The following is a 21,381-nucleotide window of genomic DNA, read 5'->3' on the forward strand; positions in this document are numbered from 1 at the left end:
GAATGTTCGAAATGGGATTTTGCTGAACTCAATAATGAGTTCATTTTGACTAATTAAGCTGGGTGTGTATCCCGGTTGCAGAAACTAAAGCATCCCTGTGATGGGTGCGCATTTTTGGCAGGAGAGTGTTAACGTGCAGGTTCTTTCTCTGATGACTCGCATCCTGGGTGCCTTCTGTGTTCTTGCCGTTCCAGCAATGGCTCAAGACGGTGGTGCTGCATCCGGCCCTATCGTTGTCAAGGCGATTGGCGTCGGGATTGTGATTCTGGGCGCTGGCCTGGGAATTGGTAAGATTGGTTCTTCGGCTGTCGAAAGCATTGCTCGCCAGCCCGAAGCTGCCGGTGCTATTCAGACAGCCATGATTATTGCTGGTGCTCTGATCGAAGGTGCCACCCTCTTCGGTCTCATTATCTGTATGCTCTAATGCGGGTGTCCTTGCTACCTCATTTGCGAAGGCCTTTAACTGTCTTCAGCCAGTGGGATTAAGGATCGGCAGATCAATGATCTGAACCTGACTTTTGAGACGATGGACGCCATATCGTGGCCGCTCATCTGGGATGGTGAACCTGCTGGTTTGGAACTTCACCGTATACGCGGGAAGGGTGATCTGGTCACAGATTGTCCTTCCTGACGATTATGATCGCTGGCGTTCCTGTTTGCTGAGATCTCAGTTCGACAACAGGCAGATTTCTCGTGATGAGCAGTCTGTGAAGGATTGTTTTCCACTATGTACGCTCAAGCTTGCCAAGTGACATTCCAGTCCTCGACAGCCCGTCGTTCTGGCTGGTTGTGGAGCCTTTGTTTTTGTGCGATGGCTGGGCTTTTGCTTCAGGGATCGATTTCGGTTGCTGATGAAAAAGCCAAGCCAGATCACGGCTCGGAAACGGCTTCAACGACCGGACATGGTCACTCAGAAGACGCTCACAGTTCACAGGGATCGACCATCCCCTCAGGTATGATTCCAAAACCTGACTTGATGGTCTGGTCGCTGATCACGTTTGTGGCCTTTGTCTTTCTGCTCAGTAAGTTTGCCTGGAAGCCCTTGGCAGCTGGTCTTGATCAACGCGAAGCACGCATTCGCAACGATATTCAAGAAGCCGAATCCGCTCGGCTGAAAGCCCAGCAACTTCTGGCTGAGCATGAAGCCCGGCTGGCAAAGACGGAAGAGACAGTGCGTGAGTTGATTGCAGAAGCCAAGCGCGATGCCGAAAAGGTTCGAGTCGATTTGACAGCTGCTGCTGAAGCGGATGTTCAAACGATGAAGAAACGGGCAGTTTCTGAAATCGAGCAGGCTCGCGATGTCGCCTTGCAGCAACTCTTCGACACACTTTCGACACACGTCATGGATGCGACCAGCCGCATTGTGGGGCGCAGTTTGAATAGTGATGATCATCAGCGTCTGGTTCAGGAAGCTCTGGCTGAACTGAATGTACGCAGAAATTGATGGTTATCTTCTGGATGGCTTCGAAAGTTTGTTGAACGGACTGCAGTTTTGATGTTCGGCCTTGAAGTTGGAGCGTTCTCGTGCAAGAGCCACTCGTAACAAGAATCCCCTCAGTTCTGGACGATCCTTCGTCTCTGGGCGTGGCTCGTGTTTACGCAGAAGCATTGCTTGGGGCTGCCGGTGATCAGGCCAGCGAAGTTGTCGAAGAACTCGAGCTGTTCACGAAGACCTTGCTGAATGGTTCGACGGGGCTTGAAGAGGTTTTTGCGAATCAGGCTTTGGGTCGAGATGAGAAACTGGCGTTTGTTGAAAAGACCTTTACAGGACGAGCCAGTGAAGTCCTGGTGAGATTTTTACAGGTTCTGGCCCAACATGACCGGCTCGACCTCGTGCGAGCAGTGAGCCATGTGGCCGCATTGGAATTGCAGAAGAAATTGGGGCGTAAGCAGGTGCAGGTGACCAGTGCGGCACCGCTGAGCCCTCAAGAATATGAGGCGGTTGTCAATCGCCTGAAAGAGACTTTAGGCCTTGAACCTCAGGTGGAAGTCAAGGTCGATCCGGAATTGGTAGGCGGTCTCGTGGTCCGTGTCGGTGACATGGTCTACGACGGTTCGCTGCGAACACGGCTTGAACAACTCCGCGCTCAGTTGCGCGAAAGGTGTCTGAATGAAATTCAACGCGGACGAGATCGCTTCTGTTATTCAGCGTGAAATCCAGGATTTCCGCGGACAAATCCAGACCAACGAAGTTGGTACGGTTGTGGAAGTGGGCGACGGTATTGCGCGCGTCTATGGGCTCACCAACGCCATGTCTGGCGAAATGGTGGAGTTCTCCAGTGGCGTGCGCGGTCAGGTCTTCAACCTGGAAGAAAACTCTGTCGGTGTGATCATTCTGGGTAGCTACCTGAAGATCTCCGAAGGGGATGAAGTCCGGGCAACTGGCCAGTTGCTCTCCATTCCCGTGGGTGATGCCCTGATTGGTCGCGTGGTTGATCCTCTGGGAAATGCCCTCGATGGTCGCGGCCCGATTATCGCTGAATCATCCCGCCCCCTCGAAACAACCGCGCCAGGCGTGGCTGCCCGTCAACCTGTGAAGCAGCCCATGCAGACAGGAATCAAGGCTGTTGATGCCATGACCCCTGTGGGTCGTGGTCAGCGCCAGCTCATCATCGGTGACCGCAAGACGGGCAAGACCGCTGTTGCAATCGACGCCATCATCAATCAAAAAGGTGGCGACGTCATCTGCATTTACGTCGCCTGTGGTCAGCGGGCCAGTTCGATTGGCGGCGTGGTCGAAGCTCTGAAAGCCGCCGGCGCCATGGACTACACGATTGTGGTGGCCGCGGGTGCTTCCGACCCTGCCCCTCTGCAATACATCGCCCCTTATGCAGGTGCTGCAATTGCTGAATACTTCATGTATCAGGGCAAGCACACCCTGGTGGTGTATGACGATCTTTCCAAGCAGGCAGTCGCCTACCGTCAGCTGTCACTGCTGATGCGTCGTCCTCCTGGTCGTGAAGCTTATCCCGGTGACGTATTTTACTGTCACAGTCGTCTGCTCGAACGAGCTGCCAAGCTGAGTGATGAACTTGGTGGCGGTTCGATGACAGCGCTCCCGATCATCGAAACTCTCGAAGGGGAAGTTTCGGCCTATATTCCGACAAACGTGATTTCGATCACCGACGGTCAGATTTACCTGGAACCCGACCTGTTCTTCGCGGGGGTTCGCCCTGCCATCAACGTTGGTATTTCGGTCTCTCGCGTGGGTGGTAATGCTCAGACAAAGGGAATGAAAAAGGTCGCCGGTAGCTTGCGACTGGATTTGGCAGCCTTCCGAGAGCTCGAAGCGTTTGCTCAGTTGGGCACCGAACTCGATGCCGCCACTCAGAAGCAGGTGGATCGCGGCTACCGCATGGTCGAACTGCTCAAGCAGCCACAGTATGTGCCACTCGCTGCCGCTGATCAGATCGTGAGTATTTACGCAGGGACTCGCGGTTATTTCGATTCTGTACCAGTCAACCAGGTGGCAGAAGCTGAAAAGCAGCTGCTGGAATACGTTCGTCTGGAACACGCGGCATTCCGTGAAAATCTCATCAGCAGCAAGACGCTCGATGATGCCCAGGAAGCTCAACTCAAGACCATTCTGGAAGGATTCAAGAAACGCTGGCAGCCAAAGTAGATCAAAGGATTCCGCCCATCGACTGAGACATGCCAATCATGATCTCAGTCGAACACGGAATCGCTTGATCATGAGCTGAGGTATCTGGCAAACGTTGTCTCTTGTGTTTTTTCTGGATGGAGAGGTCAGGTCGTTACATGGCCAAAGCACGAGCAATCGTCAAGCGGCTCAAAGCCGTCCGCAATATCAAAAAGATCACGCGGACTATGGAACTGGTGGCTACTGCCAAGTTCAAGAAGGCGATGGAGCGTGCTCTCGAAGCGACCGCTTACACCCGTAAGCTGGCAGAAATCGTCGCTGACGTTTCCGCCTCATTGGGGGAAAGTGGCGAGGAGAGTGCGGTCTCGCATCCGCTCCTGGCAGTCAGGCCGCAGGTCAAGAAACGGCTTCTGCTGGTCATCACGTCGAATCGAGGTTTGTGTGGTGGCTACAACGCAGGTGTGCTGCGTGTGGCTGGCCAGCTCCTGAGAAGTCGTGACCTGGCTGTCTCTCTCGACATGGAAGTTTCGGGTAAGCGGGGCATCAACTTTTACAAGTTCCAGCGTCAGCCCGTTGTGAGGACTTACACCCAGTTTGAAGACAAGCCGACATTTGCCCAGATTGAAGAAATCGCCAATCGCATTATGGATCAGTACATCGCTGGTGAAATCGACCAGTTTGATGTGGCCTTCATGCAGTTTCAGGGAATTGCCAAGCAAAAGCCGGTGGTCGAAACCTTGCTTCCTATTGGAAACCTGGAATCAGAATCTACTGCGACTGAGGCTGATGCAACCACTGATTATGAATTCCTGCCCTCCCCCGAAGAGATTCTGGGTGAGATTGTGCCGGCATCGTTCAAGGCACGATTGTTCAAGTGCTTCCTGGATGCTGCCGTCAGTGAGCAGGTTTTCCGCATGGTGGCGATGAAGGGTGCGACAGAGAGTGCCAACGACATGATCAAGTCACTCAAACAGCGTTACAACCGAGCCCGCCAGTCACAGATTACTTCCGAACTCAGCGAAATCATTGGAGGAGCCGCCGCTCTGGAGTAGTGGCAGTCAGTCTTTGAATCCGACCGCACCCCGAACAGAGTTTTTACCGATTATCATCCGATCAGTGTTCTTCAACCTGATCGTTAAGTCATACAGATCAACAGACAATCAAGCCAAGCCGTTGCAGAATCTGGAGCCATTATGTCCACCGCTGTTGCAAATCACGTTGGCCGCGTTACGCAGGTCATCGGTTCGACGTTCGATGCGGAGTTTGCCGAGGGCTCGCTCCCTCCGATCTACAACGCCGTTAAGGTCGATGTGGAAATTAAGGGGACACGAGTCAAGGTCGTGGGCGAAATCCAGCAGCATCTGGGTGGTGGCCGAGTTCGCTGCGTCGCACTGGGTTCAACCGATGGTCTGGCCCGTGGTGTCGAAGTGATCGATACTGGTGCACCACTCTCGGTTCCCGTCGGTAAAGGGACTCTGGGCCGCGTCTTCAACGTGCTGGGTGAGCCGATTGATGGCCGTGGCGAGGTCGCAGCCGAAGACCACTGGCCCATCCACCGCGATCCGCCCAAGCTCGAAGATCTCAGCTCCAAGACCGAAATCTTCGAAACCGGGATCAAGGTGGTGGATCTGCTAATCCCCTTCGTCCGCGGTGGTAAAGCCGGTCTCTTCGGTGGTGCCGGTCTGGGTAAGACTGTGATTCTGCAGGAACTCATCGCTCGTATCGCCAGTACCCACGGGGGTTACTCGGTCTTTGCCGGCGTGGGTGAACGAACCCGCGAAGGAAACGATCTCTGGCTCGAAATGCAGGAAACACAGATTGGCTCAACGGGTCGTGCGGTCATCGAGCAGACCTGTATGGTCTTTGGCCAGATGAACGAGCCGCCGGGCGCCCGTCTCCGCGTGGCACTTTCCGCACTGACCATGGCTGAATGGTTCCGCGACACCACCGGTGCCGATACGCTGCTGTTCGTGGATAACATTTTCCGATTCTCACAGGCCGGTTCCGAAGTGTCGGCACTTCTGGGACGTATGCCATCAGCAGTGGGTTATCAGCCAACTCTCTCAACCGAACTGGGTGCTCTGCAGGAACGCATCACTTCGACGAAACGTGGGGCGATTACGTCTGTGCAGGCTGTGTATGTTCCTGCGGATGATCCCACCGACCCCGCACCAGCCACTGCCTTCTCGCACCTCGATGCGTTCATTTACCTCGAGCGTAAGATTGCCGAAAAGGGTCTTTACCCCGCGATCGATCCTCTCGCTTCTTCGAGCCGTATTCTCGACCCACAGATTGTGGGCGAGCGGCATTATGCCTGTGCCCGCCGCGTGCAGAAGATTCTGCAGCGATATCGCGAGCTTCAGGACATCATCGCGATTCTCGGTGTGGACGAATTGAGCGAAGACGACAAGTTGGTCGTGAAGCGAGCCCGCCGTATTGAGCGATTCCTGTCGCAGCCCTTCTTCGTGGCCGAAGCCTTTACCGGGAAAAAGGGAAGCTTCACGACACTGGCTGATACGATTCGCAGCTTTGAAGAAATCTGCGATGGCAAGTGGGACGACCTGCCTGAAAGTGCCTTCATGTATGTGGGTGCCATTGAAGAAGCCGTGGCTCAGGCTGAGAAGATGGCTAAGGCTTAATCACCTTGCTGACGATGGTTTGAACTTGGCCCAGTTGGTATCGCGATGACCTCTGGGCCAGGTGAACGATCCCGGATTGCTAATAACTTAGCGGAACTTTGACTTTCCACGCCCTCCGAAGCATTTGATTGGGATGGCCGATTATGGCTCTTGGTGACAGTTTGCGACTGACCGTTGTAACGCCTGAAAAACCGGTGATTGACCAGGTGGTGCGGAGCGTTCAGTTCCCGCTGGCTGATGGTATGACGGGTGTACTTCCCGGTCGCGCCCCATTGATTGGCCGTCTGGGGTATGACGAGCTGGTTTTCATCGACGACAGTGGTGAGTCGCGATACTTCGTGGATGGTGGTTTTGTGCAGATCGCTCAGAACGTCGTCACGATTCTGACATCTTCGTGTCGTCCTCTGGCGAGCCTGACCCGTGACGAGGCCAGCAAGGTTCTCGATGCGGCTCTTACCAAAAAGGCAACCTCTGATAACGAAGTCAGCCAACGCCAGAAGGAGCAGAATCGAGCACGTCGCATGCTGGCTCTGGCTGATCAGTAGGTTTCCAATCACCAGACTTCAAATCGAGCACTACAAATCCACTGTTGCAACAAGAAGAAAAGCCCGATGCTTAAGTGCATCGGGCTTTCTGATTTTTGGATCGACATTCCCTGGATGAAGAAGAGTCCACTCCAGAGTTTCCAGCAAGCCTATCCGGAGCGGAACTGGTGAAGTTCAACCGGTCAACTTGCTGAAGGTGATGATCACTCGTCGCCCTTCTTCGTGAGTCGTTCGGTGAGGCGAGTGGCCTTACCAACGCGATCGCGGAGGAAGAACAACTTGGCTCGGCGGACCTTACCGTGACGCTTGACGACGATCTTCGCGACCTTTGGTGAGTGGATCGGGAAGGTACGCTCGACACCTTCACCCGCCACAATGCGACGGACGGTGAAGTTCTCGCGGGTTCCCCCATGACGACGGGCAATGACCACGCCATTGAAGATCTGGATACGCTCTTTGTCCCCTTCGAGAATACGCTGGTGCACGTCGACGGTGTCACCAATCTCGAATTCGAGAGCATCGGTACGCAGGCTGGATGCTTCCGCCGCCTGCAATAGTTTGTGTTGCATGATTCAAAATCCTCTGGCTGCTTGTCTGCCGGAGTTGCCTGGCATCTCCGGTGAAAAAACTGTGTTAAACGTGCGAAACAACGACAATCACTTCGGCAAAGGCAAAATCTCGGAGGAAGATCTCATCGCCTGTACGGAAGCTCTTTGAAGCTCCACAGCCGGGCGACGGGTGGCTGTCCTTTCCTGACTTTGCTGTTCTCTCCAGGCCGCAATGGCCTGATGGTTTCCCTCCAGCAGGACATCGGGAACTTTCATCCCGCGATACTCCCTGGGACGGGTGTACTGCGGATATTCAAGCTGTCCACTCTGGGCGAATGATTCATACTTATGGCTGGTTTCGTCACCCAGCACTCCGGGAATCAACCGAATGACAGTGTCGATCAGAAGCATGGCCGGCACTTCACCACCATTGGCAATAAAGTCACCCACCGAAACTTCCATCGGCTTCAATCCTTCAGCGATCCGTTCATCAAAACCTTCATAACGACCACATAACAAAACCAGACGTTTGTGAGTCGAGAGTTCTTCCACCAGACGCTGATCGAGCTTTCGACCCGCTGGCGTGAGCATGATCAGTTGGCCGGGAGCATCTCCCTGAGCCTGCACATGCTCGACACAATCAAAAACCGGCGGGCACATGATGAGCATGCCTGGCCCACCGCCATAAGGCTTATCGTCAACCGAGTGATGATTATCGGTCGTCCATTCGCGGAAGTTCCACAGATGCACGCCGACCTTACCTGCTTCAATCGCCTTATTGAGAAGGCTTTGCTGCAGATAGCCAGCGAAGATCCCTGGAAACAGCGTCAGGACATCGAACCTCATGGCCTCAGCTTTCAATCGACTTACGTCATATTGAACAATGGATTGTGATCGAAAACTCTCGAATCCACCGGCAGTTTAGGGCCGATGATTCAACTGGCCGACGATTTAACCTTCTGTGCTTTCGCCACCTTCAGCAGGAGCTTCACCACCTTCGGCGGGAGCAGCTTCCTTGACCTTGGGAGCAATCAGCGCGGGAGGAGCAGCCTTCACACCGAACTTGTTGGTCTTGATCTTCTTGACGAGTGTAGCCACACGATCAGAGAGGCTGGCGCCGACACTGACCCAGTAATCAACACGTTCCAGGTTGATCTTGACACGCTTCGATTTGTCATCGATGGCGGTGTCGTACCAGCCAATTTCTTCGATCGCTTTCCCTTCACGGTGAACTCGTGAGTCCATCACACAGATGCGGTAAAATGGACGGTGCTTACGCCCAATCTTCTTCATGCGAATCCGAACTGCCACTCAATCCTCCTCACTCGACCGGGCGAAACACCGACCGACAATTGTCTGCAGATTCAATCGCCTGCAACACACACGCGTTATGAACCTGTAGAGATGCAACCTTCTCAATTCCACTCAAAACATCACTCGAAGACTTGCGATTGAAACCACAAAGTTTCGAGCCACCGGAAAATCCCCGGGAGTTCTGCCCGGCAATGCCTGGCGACAGATCAGCGGTTCTTTTTCCGCTGTTTCTTCGCTTCTTTTCGAGCTTTTTTCTTCTTTTCCGCAGCAAGGTCCGCATCAGCCGGGCCACGTTTGCTGCGTTGTTTCTGTGCCTGCAAACCCGCTGCAGGATTCATCCCGCCCACTTTGGCCAGGTCCTGCACGGCACGGAAACGATCCTTAACACCCAGCCCGGACATCTTCTGCATCATGCTCGACATATTGTCGAAGTCTTTGAGCAAACGATTCACATCGGCAGGATCGGTACCACTTCCGCGGGCAATACGCGTGCGGCGGGAACGATCAATCCGATCTGGATTTTGCCGTTCATCGAGAGTCATCGAGCTGATGATCGCGTCAATCCGACCCATATCTTTTTCGGCATCAATGTTTTGAAACTGATCGAGCAGCCCACCCATACCGGGGATCATTTTCATGATATCGCCCAGTGAGCCCAGCCGACGCACCTGCTTCATCTGATTACGGAAGTCTTCCAGCGTGAAGCGGCCCTTGAGCATTCGCTGCTGCTGCCGCTCCATTTCCTCCGCATCGAACTCTTCCTGGGCTCTTTCGAACAAGGTGACAATATCACCCATTCCCAGAATTCGACCGGCCATACGATCCGGATGGAAGGGCTCGAGCCGGTCGAGTTGCTCACCCATCCCGACGAACTTGATCGGGACACCCGTAACCTGCTTGACGCTGATGGCAGCCCCGCCGCGCGTATCGCCATCGAGCTTGGTGAGAATCACGCCGTCGAGTTCAAGGGCATCGTTGAAAGCCTTGGCCGAGCGAACCGCATCCTGGCCAGTCATGGCATCGCAGACGAGATAGACCTGATCAGGCTGGACGCGCGAATCGATCTGCTCCAGCTCGAACATCAAGCGGTCGTCAACGTGAAGGCGCCCCGCCGTATCGAAGATGACGACATTCGCGCCGGCCGTCTTGGCATGAGCCAGACCATTTTTACAGACAGCCACCGGGTTGCCGCCAGGGGCTTCGGCATACACGGGAACATCCAGTTGCTGGCCCAGAGTTTTGAGCTGTTCAATAGCCGCAGGTCGCTGCATGTCGGCAGCCACCATCAGAGGTTTCCAGCCTTCGGCCTTCAACTTGCGGGCCAGTTTGCCGCAAGTGGTCGTTTTACCGGCCCCCTGGAGGCCGCACATCATAATCTTGTTGATGCCATCCCGCCGGAGATGCAGCGAGTGATCAGTCGGCCCCATGAGGGCAATGAGCTGCTGATGAACAATCCCGATGAGTTGTTCGTCGGGTCGAAGTGATTTGAGAACCTTTTCACCCACAGCCTCGGCAGTCACTTTTTCAATAAACTGCGTGGCCACGTTGTATTCAACGTCGGCTTCGAGGAGCGCCTGCCGGACTTGCTTAAGTCCTTCGCGGATATTGGCTTCGGTCAATTTCCCAGAACGGAAAATGCCCGTGAGAGCCCCTTGCAGGCCTTGGGTAATCGATTCAAACATTGATCATCACTCGGGTTCATCAATTCCGGAGCGCACAGTATCTGCCGTGCGGCGTCGCCTCAGCGACGATCCAGGCAACAACGTGCCCAGGAGCCGGGGTAAAACTTCCATGTGAAAGAATATAAAGTGCTTTGATCGCTGACAAGCCACCGCAAGGGAGTGGTTTTTTGTTCAGTTTTTTGAGCCAAGTGGCAAATTGAATCTGTTTTTGGATTCATCTCGCAGAAAGCAAATTTCTGCCAGACTGCCATAAAACAATCTTATCAACGATCACTCATATGACTGGTTCGATTTACCACCCGGAAACTGATTTTGACAGAGTCTGGCGAGTGAACTAACTTCCCGCTGGCGTGATGGCCAATCTTCAAGGATGAAGATGGCTCATTCAGGCCTTTTGCGGGGAGCACTTCATGAGACAGGGATGTCGACTGGCTGTGGTGGCCGACCAAACGGATACCCATGCCGTACTGGATGCCGTGCTTTCGCCGCAGGGATATGAAGTGACTCGCTTAAGGCGCTACAGCGACCTCGAAACCAGACACACGACGGCTGACCCTTTCGACATTGTTGTGCTGGATGCGGATGCCATGCCGCACTCGACGGATGCTGAATCGGCAGAGAAGACAGAAACGCCAGCCATGCGGCATGTGGTTATTGGAACTGTCTCCATAAACCTTAACCCGGAAACGAGGCTGATTTCCAAGCCCTACCAGATGGCGGAATTATTGCAGACGATTGAATCGCTGTTGCCAGTTCGCCATTAGATCATGGGCAAAAGACGAACTGTAGGCGTTTTGATCATAAACGTGCGGGTGGTTTTCGTCACGCCAGGAGTTCGCCATGATCCATTCGATCCTCGCTGGGGATAGCGGAATGGTGTTGGCCCAGCAGCCGCTCCCGTGGTTGGTCAACTTGTGGATCGCATTTCTCTCCGTAGTCTTCATCGGCGTCTTCATCGTGGTGGTCATCGCCATCATCAAGGGGCTGCGATGGTTCGAACGGTCGGCAACCAACTCACAGGCTCGGTTCTTTCAGGATGTGACGGCTTATGTCTGTCCGCCGTCTGAACTCGAAGCAGCGCCTCAGCAACTGGTCATGGTCAAATTCCACACCTATTCGGGAATCATGATCTACGTTCTGCAGTACGAGCATCTCTTCTGGGCCACCCCGGCTGATGCCCGGAAAATCCTCTCGCGGATGCACTGGCACAATCTGACCATCGGATTCTTTGCCTACGGGATCTTGATTGTCCCGCTACTCTCGCTGGCGAATTACGCGATTCAATTAAAATCGATTTCGCGCCAGGAAGCGGAGATAACAAAACAGCCCTGAGCTTTGTCGCAATTCACGCTTTGACTCACGCGGGGCGAGCAAAAGCCTCTTTTCATTCATTATTCCGTCATCGAAAGTAAACCGGCAGCACCCGTAGGGATGGTAGCTTGCCAGGGAACGATGGTCATCATTGATGGATGAGCTTGGGCCACTTCGACAATATACTTCCGCTCAAAGCTCTTGCGGGTCACGAGGCCCGGATCATACATATCCAGCAGCGAAAGTGATTGATTCACGACCCAGCCCATCGGTTCCATACCTGCCCGCTGAAGATCGGCCTGCAGTAGTCTCGCTTCATGCACCGGAGTCGCTTCGGGAAGCGTAATCAGCAGAATGCGTGTCTGCTGATGGTCCCTGAGCACCGGGAGCAGTTGGGCAACTTCCTCAGAGACCTGATTGGTAAGCCTCTGAGCTTCTTGATGAAAGGCCATGGCCGCATCAAGCAGGAGAATTGTGTGTCCTGTGGGTGCGGTATCGAGCACCACAATCTGCTGTTTTCCCCGAGCAACAGTGCGTGCAAAAGCCCGGAACACTGCAATTTCTTCAGTGCAGGGTGACCTGAGATCTTCCTCTAAGAGGGCTCTGCCGGCATCATCCAGTTGAGCCCCGGCAGTTTGTCTCACTTCTTCGCGATAACGTTCTGTTTCTGCGTGTGCATCAATGCGCTCCACTGAAAGCAGCGGCAACTCGCCAGTTTCGACCAATCCGACAATATGACCCGCTGGGTCCGTCGTCGTGAGCAGAACATTCCGCCCCAGTTGGGCCAGCCGGATCGCAATAGCAGCGGCAATGGTCGTTTTGCCCACCCCTCCTTTGCCCATCGTCATGATGACGCCGTGCTCCCTCTGGGCCAGTTCGCTCGTCAATTCCTGCAGACTCTTCCAGGGGGGGAATTCTTCTTCGGATGTTGGTGTCCCCTGAGCAGATGCTGCTTGTGAATTCGTCACAGTCTCGACGGAATGGCCGAGATGTTGGAGAGCGGCTTTTCCAATGAGGCCACCGGGTTGGAAAGGGACTGTGATTGACGGAAGTTTTTTCAGTTCATCAGGCAAGGCAGCCAGAGCCGCTTGCATACGCTGTTCCATCGCCATGGCCAGCGGGTCGGTCGATGTGGCTTCAAAGAGTCCATTGATCACCAGCCATTGCTGCTCAACACCTAAAGCCTGGAGTTCATGACTGGTACGCGCTGCTTCCCGTATGGCCGAGCTTTCGGGCCGCGTCACGAGCACTAACGTCGTCAGTTCGCCATCGCATAGCGCATGAGCCGTTGCGTGATACAGCTTTTGTTGAGCCGCCAGCCCTGCCAGTGGGCCAATACAAGTGGTTCCTGTAGTATTGGCATCGAGATAGCTGGCCCAGGAAGAAGGTAACGCCAGGAGCCTGAGAGTGTGCCCCGTCGGAGCGGCATCAAAAATCACATGGTCGAAATCTTTTGTCGTGCGCTCGTCTCCCAATAATTGAGCGAACTGATCAAAGGCGGCAATCTCGACGGTACAGGCTCCTGAAAACTGTTCTTCAATGCTAGCGATCGCTGACTCAGGTAAAACCCCGCGATAAGGCCCCACCATCTTCTCTCGATACTCGGCTGCAGCCTGATGAGGATCCAGATTCAAACCCCACAAGCCCGGAATATTGTGCACCGGCGTCGGGCGATTGCCGAGTTGTGTTTCAAAAACCTCATCGAGATTTGAAGCAGGATCGGTGGAAACAATCAGCACGCGACGGCCCGACTCAGCAAGTGCAATAGCCACGGCACTCGCAATCGATGTCTTGCCCACACCCCCCTGCCCCGTAAAGAACAGATGGCGGGGAGGTTGCTCGACTAAAGGGGCTAACCCACTGGCTATGCTTTTCGTCGTCGCAGTGGGCATCGAGAATCTCCTCATGTGTTCAGCAGGCAGATTGAAGGCAGCGATTTCCCATCGAGATCAAACCTCAGGGAACCACTCACCAGTAAAAACTTCGGTCGCGGGGCCCGTCATAAAGACTTCCTTTTCATCGGGCCATTCAATCTCGAGATCACCACCAGGAAGATGAATCAGTGCCTGATGGTCAGTCCGACCAGAGAGCACACCTGCCACGAGTGTGGCACAAGCTCCCGTTCCACACGCCTGAGTTTCACCACTGCCACGTTCCCAGACACGCAATTGAATTTCGGTCCGCGAAAGGACCTGTGCGAACTCGGCATTCACCCGGCGTGGAAAAGCGGCATGCACTTCGACTTGCGGCCCAAGGCCCAGCACCCAGGCATCCGTCAGCTCATCCACAAATGTCACGCAATGCGGATTCCCCATCGAAACACAGGTGACGGAGATGGTTTTGTCGCCCACAACCAGCGGTTGATTCACAGGCGGATCCCCGGGCAATGCTGTGGGGATATCAGCACTTTTGAGAATCGGTGTCCCCATGTTGACGCGGACACGTTCCGCCTTACCAGAAGAGCCCGCAAACATCTGGAGAGTCAACACACCTCGGCCAGTCTCAATTCTGAGTTCAGGCTTTTTGGCAATGCCGTGATCATAGACATACTTGGCCACACAGCGAACGCCGTTGCCGCACATTTCCGATTCGCTGCCGTCGGCATTGAACATCTGCATGCGGGCATCGCCGCGTTCGGATGGGCCAATGAGGATCAGCCCGTCGCCACCAATTCCCTTGTAGCGGTTCGAAACGATTCGGGCCAAATCGGGCGCAGCGAGCGGAAGTTTCTCTGCGAACAGATTCACATAGACGTAATCATTGCCGATTCCATGCATTTTAGTGAAACGCATCGAAGTCATTCTCTCTGCAAAAGGGTGCGGGCTGGCTCTTCGATCAGGACGACCGGAAACAAACTTTCCTTCAGGATAACCGACCTGCTCTTGCCTCGCCTCCAACTTCTGCCCGATGATAGGTTTTGAATGGTTTCATCACAAAATCCAGTGGGTGGCCTGAATGGCTGGTTTCGACCGAACTGCTGGTTGATTTGGTAGTTACATCCGCCCCGTAATTTCATCCGAGGAGTTGCATGCGTATGCCTCACGTTCAACATCGGGAATGCAAACTTCCTTCGATATCAACTCGGCTCCAGAAGACGGATTTGCCAGCCGTTTTCTTGGCGATGGTGACGTTGTGGCTGGGTTTGGAACTGCCGCCGGTTTTCGCACAGCCGCGTGACCCGTACCTGGCACCCCGGCATCAGATGGTCACCGAGTTCATTGAACGCGAAGGGGTCAAGAATCCGCGTGTGCTCTCGTCGATGCGTCAAGTGCCTCGTCATGAGTTCGTGTTGCCGACTCAAAAGCAGCAGGCCTATTTCGACCAGGCCATGCCGATTGGCCATAAGCAGACGATTTCTCCCCCTTACATTGTGGCCTATGAGACCGAAGCCATTGATCCACAGCCGACCGATAAGGTGCTCGAAATCGGGACGGGAAGTGGCTATCAGGCGGCTGTGCTTTCAAATCTGGTGCAGGAGGTCTACACGATCGAGATTGTGGAGCCACTAGGAAAGACCGCCGCCGAACGTCTGAAAAGGCTGGGCTATAACAATGTGAAGGTGAAGGTGGGCGATGGCTACCAGGGGTGGGCCGAGCATGCCCCGTTCGACAAAATTCTGGTGACCTGCTCCCCCGAGGATGTACCCAAGCCGCTGGTTGATCAACTCAAGGAAGGTGGCAAAATGATCATCCCCTTAGGAGAACGATACCAGCAGGTCTTTCATCTCATGGAGAAGAAAGACGGCCAGATGATCAGCCAGAAGCTGATTCCTGTGCTGTTTGTCCCGATGACCGGTGCCGCCGAAGATGAGCGCAAGGTCAAGCCTGATCCCATGCATCCTCAACTGGTGAATGGCGACTTTGAAACGGATGAAAACAATGACGGCATGGTCGATCACTGGTATTACCAGCGACAGGTGAAGCTCGAAACGGCCGACGTACATGGTGGCAAAGTGGCCGTGACGCTCAGTAACAGCGAGCCCGGTCGTATGGCGCAACTGGTGCAAGGGATGCCTGTCGACGGGATTCGTCTGGGGACGATGGATGTCAGCTTATGGGCCAAGGCCAAAGGCTTGCGGTCGAGCCGGGATGGGAACGAGCGGCCCGAGCTATCGGTGATTTTCTTTGATGACCTCCGCCGGACAGTGGCCGAGGTCAGCGTGCCGATCTCGACGGGAACTTACGAATGGCAGGAGTTTCGCAAGAGCTTTGCCATTCCCACCAAAGCCCGGGAAGCCATCATTTTTATGAGCCTTCAAGGAGCGACAGGCGACTTAACGATCGACGACCTGCAGATTCGCACACCGTTTCGGAAGCCGTAGTTCAACAACTCAGCGTAGAAAATGGTTATGCAGTGTGCAGTGTGTGACTGTTCTGAGTGTTTAATTACAATATGAAAAAAATATCTTTACAAATTGACTTATTATAACACTTAAAGATGCTTTACACTGGTTGGCGTAGAAAAAACATGTCCATTCAAACGTTGTCTCACAAATGTAAGTTCTTTTAGGTTGTCCCAGGCTACGGCACGACCACGCTTTTCTCTGGTGGCTTTACAGTCGTTGTACTACCGCGTCAATTGCCTGTTGGCAACTTTGCAGATAATCCCTGTTCACTTGTGTTTCACGGCCCCCAATATCGTGTCGACCTACAGCAAGACGACTAAAGGGGACGCCTTTCGCAAATGCGACCACCCCGGTAGTTTGGAAGTCGCGAACTTCAACGAAGCCATCTGCTCTATTTGAAAATGTGAACACTTCAGGAGAAATAGCCAGTACATTTCCTACAAACTCTTCTATCTTATTCATCACTGATCCATAGGCGCTTGCGGGACCCATGTATTGAGTCAATCGATTCTGAGGAATCAAGTGAACCTTAGGTAATTCGCGATTGGCTTGTTTAAGCTTCGTTGTGAAGGAATAATCTGAGTAAATCGAAGACTGTAGTTGAAGGCCATGAACTAAAGTAAAGGCGTTCTGAATCGCTCTTCGAGATGAGTCATCCGCCATTATAGGCAGTACGAGTCTGCTCGCAGCCGAAATTGCAATTTGCGTGTACATTGAAAAACTTGGGTTCGTATCAATAAAAACAGTATCGAAGTCATTAGCTACGGATTGAATAAAGTCAGATATCCAGTCTGCAACTGCCAGCCAAGGATTTTGCCCGGGAATCTGGGCATTTGCTAAAGTTGCTATTGCATTTGACTGAAGCTCTAGCAGGGGATCTCCCGCGAGGAGAGTAATATTTCTTGGAATACTTGAGTTAACTGCACTTGGGTTGCTGAGAAAAGCCTTAGAATTTATCGATGGTATAGTGTAAGGTGATGGAAGCCTTGACTCAAAATAGCCACCCACAGTTCTTCGCGGAGATTGTTCCTGTAATCTTGTTAATTCACTGCTTCCGTCTCCCATCAATCCACCGAGAAACAATTCTGATAGGTTCGCTTGGGGGCAAAGGTCTAGGACTAGAAGTCTTTCTTTTGTGTTCTGCTCCGCATAACGACAAGCACTCTGAAAGAGTAGGCTTGTCTTTCCTGTTCCACCTTTATTGTTCCAAAAAGCGTACTTTTTCATTTCGATTACCCTTGGATGGTATTATTTATGAGCTTCCAGAAGAGCAGTTAATTAGTATTCATGACGATTTGGTACTGAATTGTCAATCAGTGTGTTGGTGGCAAGTCATTCAAGGCTGTTTACTTCAGAAGCAGATTTGTGTTCGTTGTTTTAACGAGTTAATTTGCGATGGTCTTCGCGTCGAGACAAACAAAATGGGTGGAGTGTTACTGAACATTTCACGAATGCACAATGCGGCACTCGGGCAGGCTTTCCAGGAAGACGCGGCCATAAGGTTTTGTGCGGATGCGGGGGTCGAGGATGACGACCATGCCGCGATCTGTCTTCGTGCGAATGAGGCGACCGAAGCCTTGCTTCAATTTGATGGCGGCTTCGGGAACCTGATACTCCATAAAGGGATTGCCGCCACGAGCACGAATCGCTTCCACACGTGCTTCCAGCAGTGGATGATCGGGCACACTGAAAGGGAGCTTCGTAATGATCACGTTCTGCAGAGCGTCGCCCGGAACATCGACCCCTTGCCAGAAGCTATCGGTCCCAAAGAGGACTGCCGCCGGGTCTTTACGAAATCGCTCTAACATCTGCGAACGCGGCAATTCGCCACTTTGCGAGTAGAGCGAAAAGTTCTTGCGAATCAGCCAGTTCGTTAAGCGTCGCTCACAGCTTTGGAGCATTTTGTAGCTGGTAAAGAGCACAAAGGCCCGGCCCGATGTCTGGCTGACGTACTCCTGGATTTTCTCACAGACAGCGAACTCGAAGTCGGCAGGAGAATCAGTCGGATCGGGCATCCCATCCGGGAGGACGAGCTTCATCTGCTCGCGGTAATTGAAGGGGCTGCCGAGCCTTAAACTTTGCGAGCGAGTTAAGCCGAGACGAGAGCGAATGAAGTCAAAACTTTGCTGTCCCACAGCCAGAGTGGCACTCGTCAGGATCACTGTGGGAACTTTATTGAAGAGTTCTTCGCGCAGGACCGATCCCACTTCAATGGGTGAACAGCAGAGCTTCACTTTGAGGTTCCGCTGGGCACCTGTGGTTTCGACCCAGTAAACGCTGTCGCCGCGTCCCTGTTCGACCCATTGCGAAATACTCCCTGCCAGCGAAATGAGTCGTTCACTGGCACTGACAAGTTCGATCTTTTCCTCTTCCTGCTTCAGTTTGGCAGCGTACTCGGCCAACGACGTGGCCAGCTTGCGTAGATCTCCTGAAAGTGTGTTTTCAATCGCTAAAGGCTCACGAACTCGACCATTGGCCGGGCCATGATCGTGAACGCGATGCCGGATCTCATCAAAAAATTCGTAGACATCATGCTTGAGCCGGGTGATTAGCGCCCTTTGGGGTTCGAGTGGATAGCCTGCAATCAGGCCCTTTTGCGTCTTTTCGTTGAACAGCCGATTGAGCATATACTCGATCTGGCCACTGCTGATCCCCAAGCCCAGGTGGTCGGCGGCAACCTGTTCGAGTGTGTGGGCTTCATCGAAGACGACTGTCTGATAATCGGGGAGGACGCTCGCTCCTTCCCGGCGGAGTGCGAGATCAGCACAAAAAAGCGCGTGATTGACAATCAGAACATCGGCATTCCAGACACGCCTGCGCGCTTTGTAGTAATGGCAGTCGCTATAAGTGGGGCAGTTCTTCCCGAGGCAGTTGCCATGCTCGCTGCGGACTTCATCCCAGACCTGAGGCAGTGGCTTAAAGTCGAGACTGGCGAGGCTGCCATCGTTCGTTTCGCGGGCCCAGCCTGCCAGCGAACGCACCTGATCTTCGGCCTCACTGGTCGGAAAGAGGGATCGCGACTTTTCGAGAGCTCCTTTGAGACGACGCAGACTCACATAATTGGACCGCCCTTTGACAAGCACAGCCGAAAACTCGACAGGCAGGATCGAATTGAGCAGCGGAAGATCCCGGCTGATGAGCTGTTCCTGGAGGCTGATGGTATGCGTGGAAATGATCACGCGCCTTTTGGCGCCACCATCGACAGTTGAACCCTGATTGGCGGTGGCTGCGAGGATGGCGGGAACCAGATAGGCGTAGCTCTTACCTGTCCCCGTGCCGGCTTCGACGACAAGATGCTCACCAGCGGCAATCGCAGCGGTGACCGCCCGGGCCATCTCGAGTTGCTCACCACGCACTTCATAGTGCGGCAAGCGACGAGCCAGCAGGCCCTCCTGGCCCAGGACATTTTCAGCCGTCAGCTCCACGCTTGACCTTGCTCCAGAAGAATCGGCACTCACTCCGCAGTGTCTCAACAGGTGAGAACCTGCCACAAGAAGAGGATATCAGACTTCCCGGCGATTGGTTACTCACTCCCCGGAGAGTAGGCCCCAGCGTTACGGCCTGATTGACTGATGCAATCGTCATAACCGGACAGGTCAAACGTGGCATTCTGGCAACAAGTTTCCCAGAGAGGTTCCGCCAGAACGTAGGTTAGGAGTGTTGAATTGTTTTCTTTTCCGGGGAGTGAGGCTTGTCCCCGGGAGCTGGATTTCGTCCAAGGACTGTTGACCATGCCTGTCGATCTGAAAACGACACCTCAGAAATCGCTTGTTCCTGCGGATGAGCCGGGTACGGCAGGTTCTCAAATCGTTACGTCAACACAGGGCGAGTTTGTCGCTCAGGATGAGGCATCATCGGACGCACATCCCAGTGTGGGTGCCGATGTTTCGATGCTGACTGATAAAACACCTCCCTGGCTGCGTGCCTCGCGGCGAATGGCAATCATCACGCTGCTGGTGGGCGTGGCCTTCTGGTTTTATTCGATCAAGCCGGTGTGGCATGCCGATCCCTGGTCGCATATTGCCTATGGAAAACTGATTGTCAGTGAGGGCCTGCCAGCCACTGAGCAACTGTTGCCTCTGGCTCGCGGTATGGCTTACTGGAACTCATCGTGGTTGTTCGATGTGCTGCTGCGAAATGTCGATCGTACGCTGGGCGGGGCTGGTCTGCAGGGAGCCACCGGGATCTTTGCCGGGTTGATTGTGGCGATCTTTGTGAGTTCGCTCGCCTACACCACGGGACGCACGTTACTGGCCTGCGGTATGGGCATGGCGCTGCTGTTTCTGATTGGCCATGATCTCTCGATCCTCCGGTCACAGCTGGCTGGAATCGTATGTTTTCTGACGGCGTGGATTCTCTGGCAAGGAGCGATCAGGAATGCTCATGCCTGGTGGCAACTTCCGCTGCTGTTTGCCGTATGGGCCAATCTGGACAGTTCGTTCATGGTGGGATTGATCGTTCCCGTGGCGATGATGGCTGGACGCATGGTCGATCGATGGGTGAAGACGGGCCAGTGGAAATCGATTCTTCGCGATCAGCATCTGGGCAAACTGCTGCTGGTGACTCAACTCTGCCTTTTGGCAACGCTGCTGAATCCATATCAGGGGCGGATGTGGTGGGAAGTTCTAACGTTCTCTCAGAATCCAAATCTGAGTGCGATGGTTGACTGGAGCCCGCTGACATTGCGATCAACCGAAGGGCAGTTCTTTGCAGCGACCATTTTGATACTTTTGGGTGTCGTCCGCAGTTCCCCCCGACGATTGGGAACTGGCGAGATGATATTGCTGGTCAGTCTGGCGGCTCTGGGCTGTTGGAACACCCGGCAGCTCGTATGGTTCTATCCCGTCGCACTGTGGACTCTGGCCATGCATGCCAGTGCCATCCTCTCGAAAAACGGCTGGTCAAAGCATGCCTCGCCACGAGCCGGCAAGTGGTCTGTGGTCATGGTGGGACTGGTCTGGATCTGTTTTGGTTTCAGCCCGCTGGGTATGCGCGTGCTGCATGGCAAGCAACCCACAGCAAGCCGCTTGAATGTCGCATTTGCACCTGTCGAACTCACTCAGTACCTCGTGAAGAAACCACCCGAAGGACAGATTTTCAATCCCGTCGAATGGGGTGACTATCTACTGGTGCATGGGCCGGAAAATCTCAAGATCTTTGCCAATTCGCAGGTGCAGAGACTCCCTCGAGAAGTCTGGCGCGACTACCTCACGATTGTCGATCTGGGATCGGGATGGAGTGAGATTCTCGATCGCTACAGCATCAACACCGTGGTGCTGGATAAGCAGTTCCGTGAGGGTGTGATCCGCCGGATGAAAGAAGAGACAGCCTGGAAGCTGGTTTATGAAGATGGCCGGGGGGCGGTCTTCACACGGAAGTTACCTATTACTCGCTAA

At 53.8% G+C, this 21,381-nt stretch carries 19 protein-coding genes; 11 read left to right on the plus strand and 8 right to left on the minus strand.

Annotated features, from left to right (window positions below; translation table 11 throughout):
* Positions 1-133 precede the first annotated feature (133 nt).
* The 7 genes from atpE to PLIM_RS00895 all read left to right on the plus strand — a co-directional run bounded on the left by atpE (position 134) and on the right by PLIM_RS00895 (position 6,785).
* Positions 134-424: an ATP synthase F0 subunit C gene (atpE, locus tag PLIM_RS00865; RefSeq protein ID WP_013108454.1), complete on the plus strand. Its 291-nt coding sequence runs from the start codon at positions 134-136 to the stop codon at positions 422-424.
* A gap of 303 nt (positions 425-727) precedes the next feature.
* Complete coding sequence (gene atpF / locus PLIM_RS00870) at positions 728-1,444, plus strand: F0F1 ATP synthase subunit B (RefSeq protein ID WP_013108455.1); 717 nt, start codon at positions 728-730, stop codon at positions 1,442-1,444.
* 80 nt (positions 1,445-1,524) lie between these two features.
* Complete coding sequence (gene atpH / locus PLIM_RS22190) at positions 1,525-2,154, plus strand: ATP synthase F1 subunit delta (RefSeq protein ID WP_013108456.1); 630 nt, start codon at positions 1,525-1,527, stop codon at positions 2,152-2,154.
* Positions 2,111-3,622, plus strand: coding sequence for a F0F1 ATP synthase subunit alpha (gene atpA / locus PLIM_RS00880; RefSeq protein WP_013108457.1), 1,512 nt, complete (start codon positions 2,111-2,113; stop codon positions 3,620-3,622). The genes atpH and atpA overlap by 44 nt, the downstream gene beginning before the upstream one ends.
* Before the next feature lie 137 nt (positions 3,623-3,759).
* Positions 3,760-4,653: an ATP synthase F1 subunit gamma gene (gene atpG, locus PLIM_RS00885; protein WP_013108458.1), complete on the plus strand. Its 894-nt coding sequence runs from the start codon at positions 3,760-3,762 to the stop codon at positions 4,651-4,653.
* Positions 4,654-4,794: 141 nt separating this feature from the next.
* A complete protein-coding gene (gene atpD, locus PLIM_RS00890; protein ID WP_013108459.1) occupies positions 4,795-6,240 on the plus strand; it encodes a F0F1 ATP synthase subunit beta in 1,446 nt (481 codons plus the stop codon).
* A 143-nt stretch (positions 6,241-6,383) separates the two neighbouring features.
* The gene (locus PLIM_RS00895) at positions 6,384-6,785 is read left to right on the plus strand and encodes a FoF1 ATP synthase subunit delta/epsilon (RefSeq protein WP_013108460.1); all 402 of its coding nucleotides are present in this window, start codon (positions 6,384-6,386) and stop codon (positions 6,783-6,785) included.
* Between the two features lie 203 nt (positions 6,786-6,988).
* Here the strand turns inward: PLIM_RS00895 and rplS are convergent, their stop codons facing one another.
* The 4 genes from rplS to ffh all read right to left on the minus strand — a co-directional run bounded on the left by rplS (position 6,989) and on the right by ffh (position 10,329).
* The gene (rplS, locus tag PLIM_RS00900) at positions 6,989-7,354 is read right to left on the minus strand and encodes a 50S ribosomal protein L19 (protein ID WP_013108461.1); all 366 of its coding nucleotides are present in this window, start codon (positions 7,352-7,354) and stop codon (positions 6,989-6,991) included.
* An 87-nt stretch (positions 7,355-7,441) separates the two neighbouring features.
* Positions 7,442-8,179, minus strand: coding sequence for a tRNA (guanosine(37)-N1)-methyltransferase TrmD (trmD, locus tag PLIM_RS00905; RefSeq protein WP_013108462.1), 738 nt, complete (start codon positions 8,177-8,179; stop codon positions 7,442-7,444).
* Between the two features lie 105 nt (positions 8,180-8,284).
* The gene (gene rpsP, locus PLIM_RS00910; protein WP_013108463.1) at positions 8,285-8,644 is read right to left on the minus strand and encodes a 30S ribosomal protein S16; all 360 of its coding nucleotides are present in this window, start codon (positions 8,642-8,644) and stop codon (positions 8,285-8,287) included.
* A gap of 209 nt (positions 8,645-8,853) precedes the next feature.
* Entirely contained in the window at positions 8,854-10,329 is a 1,476-nt protein-coding gene (gene ffh / locus PLIM_RS00915) for a signal recognition particle protein (RefSeq protein ID WP_013108464.1), read from the minus strand.
* 410 nt (positions 10,330-10,739) lie between these two features.
* Between ffh and PLIM_RS00925 the strand changes: the two genes are divergently transcribed.
* Both PLIM_RS00925 and PLIM_RS00930 read left to right on the plus strand, forming a co-directional pair.
* Positions 10,740-11,093: a response regulator gene (locus PLIM_RS00925; RefSeq protein ID WP_013108465.1), complete on the plus strand. Its 354-nt coding sequence runs from the start codon at positions 10,740-10,742 to the stop codon at positions 11,091-11,093.
* A gap of 76 nt (positions 11,094-11,169) precedes the next feature.
* A complete protein-coding gene (locus PLIM_RS00930; protein WP_013108466.1) occupies positions 11,170-11,661 on the plus strand; it encodes a hypothetical protein in 492 nt (163 codons plus the stop codon).
* A gap of 59 nt (positions 11,662-11,720) precedes the next feature.
* On the opposite strand, the gene arsA is transcribed toward PLIM_RS00930, so the two are convergent.
* On the minus strand, positions 11,721-13,532 hold the full coding sequence (gene arsA, locus PLIM_RS00935) for an arsenical pump-driving ATPase (protein ID WP_013108467.1): 1,812 nt from the start codon (positions 13,530-13,532) through the stop codon (positions 11,721-11,723).
* 57 nt (positions 13,533-13,589) lie between these two features.
* On the minus strand, positions 13,590-14,432 hold the full coding sequence (gene dapF, locus PLIM_RS00940) for a diaminopimelate epimerase (protein WP_013108468.1): 843 nt from the start codon (positions 14,430-14,432) through the stop codon (positions 13,590-13,592).
* A 242-nt stretch (positions 14,433-14,674) separates the two neighbouring features.
* On the opposite strand from dapF, the gene PLIM_RS00945 reads away from it, so the two are divergent.
* Positions 14,675-15,961 (plus strand): protein-L-isoaspartate(D-aspartate) O-methyltransferase, encoded by a 1,287-nt coding sequence (locus PLIM_RS00945; RefSeq protein WP_013108469.1) that lies wholly within the window; start codon positions 14,675-14,677, stop codon positions 15,959-15,961.
* 231 nt (positions 15,962-16,192) lie between these two features.
* Here PLIM_RS00945 and PLIM_RS00950 read toward each other — a convergent pair whose 3' ends face one another.
* Complete coding sequence (locus tag PLIM_RS00950) at positions 16,193-17,212, minus strand: ParA family protein (protein WP_013108470.1); 1,020 nt, start codon at positions 17,210-17,212, stop codon at positions 16,193-16,195.
* Between the two features lie 218 nt (positions 17,213-17,430).
* A complete protein-coding gene (locus PLIM_RS00955; protein ID WP_013108471.1) occupies positions 17,431-19,410 on the minus strand; it encodes an ATP-dependent DNA helicase in 1,980 nt (659 codons plus the stop codon).
* A gap of 306 nt (positions 19,411-19,716) precedes the next feature.
* Here PLIM_RS00955 and PLIM_RS00960 point away from each other — a divergent pair, with 306 nt between their 5' ends.
* Positions 19,717-21,381, plus strand: a complete 1,665-nt coding sequence (locus tag PLIM_RS00960) for a hypothetical protein (RefSeq protein ID WP_013108472.1) — start codon at positions 19,717-19,719, stop codon at positions 21,379-21,381.

The organism is Planctopirus limnophila DSM 3776, assembly GCF_000092105.1.
Lineage (GTDB): Bacteria > Planctomycetota > Planctomycetia > Planctomycetales > Planctomycetaceae > Planctopirus > Planctopirus limnophila.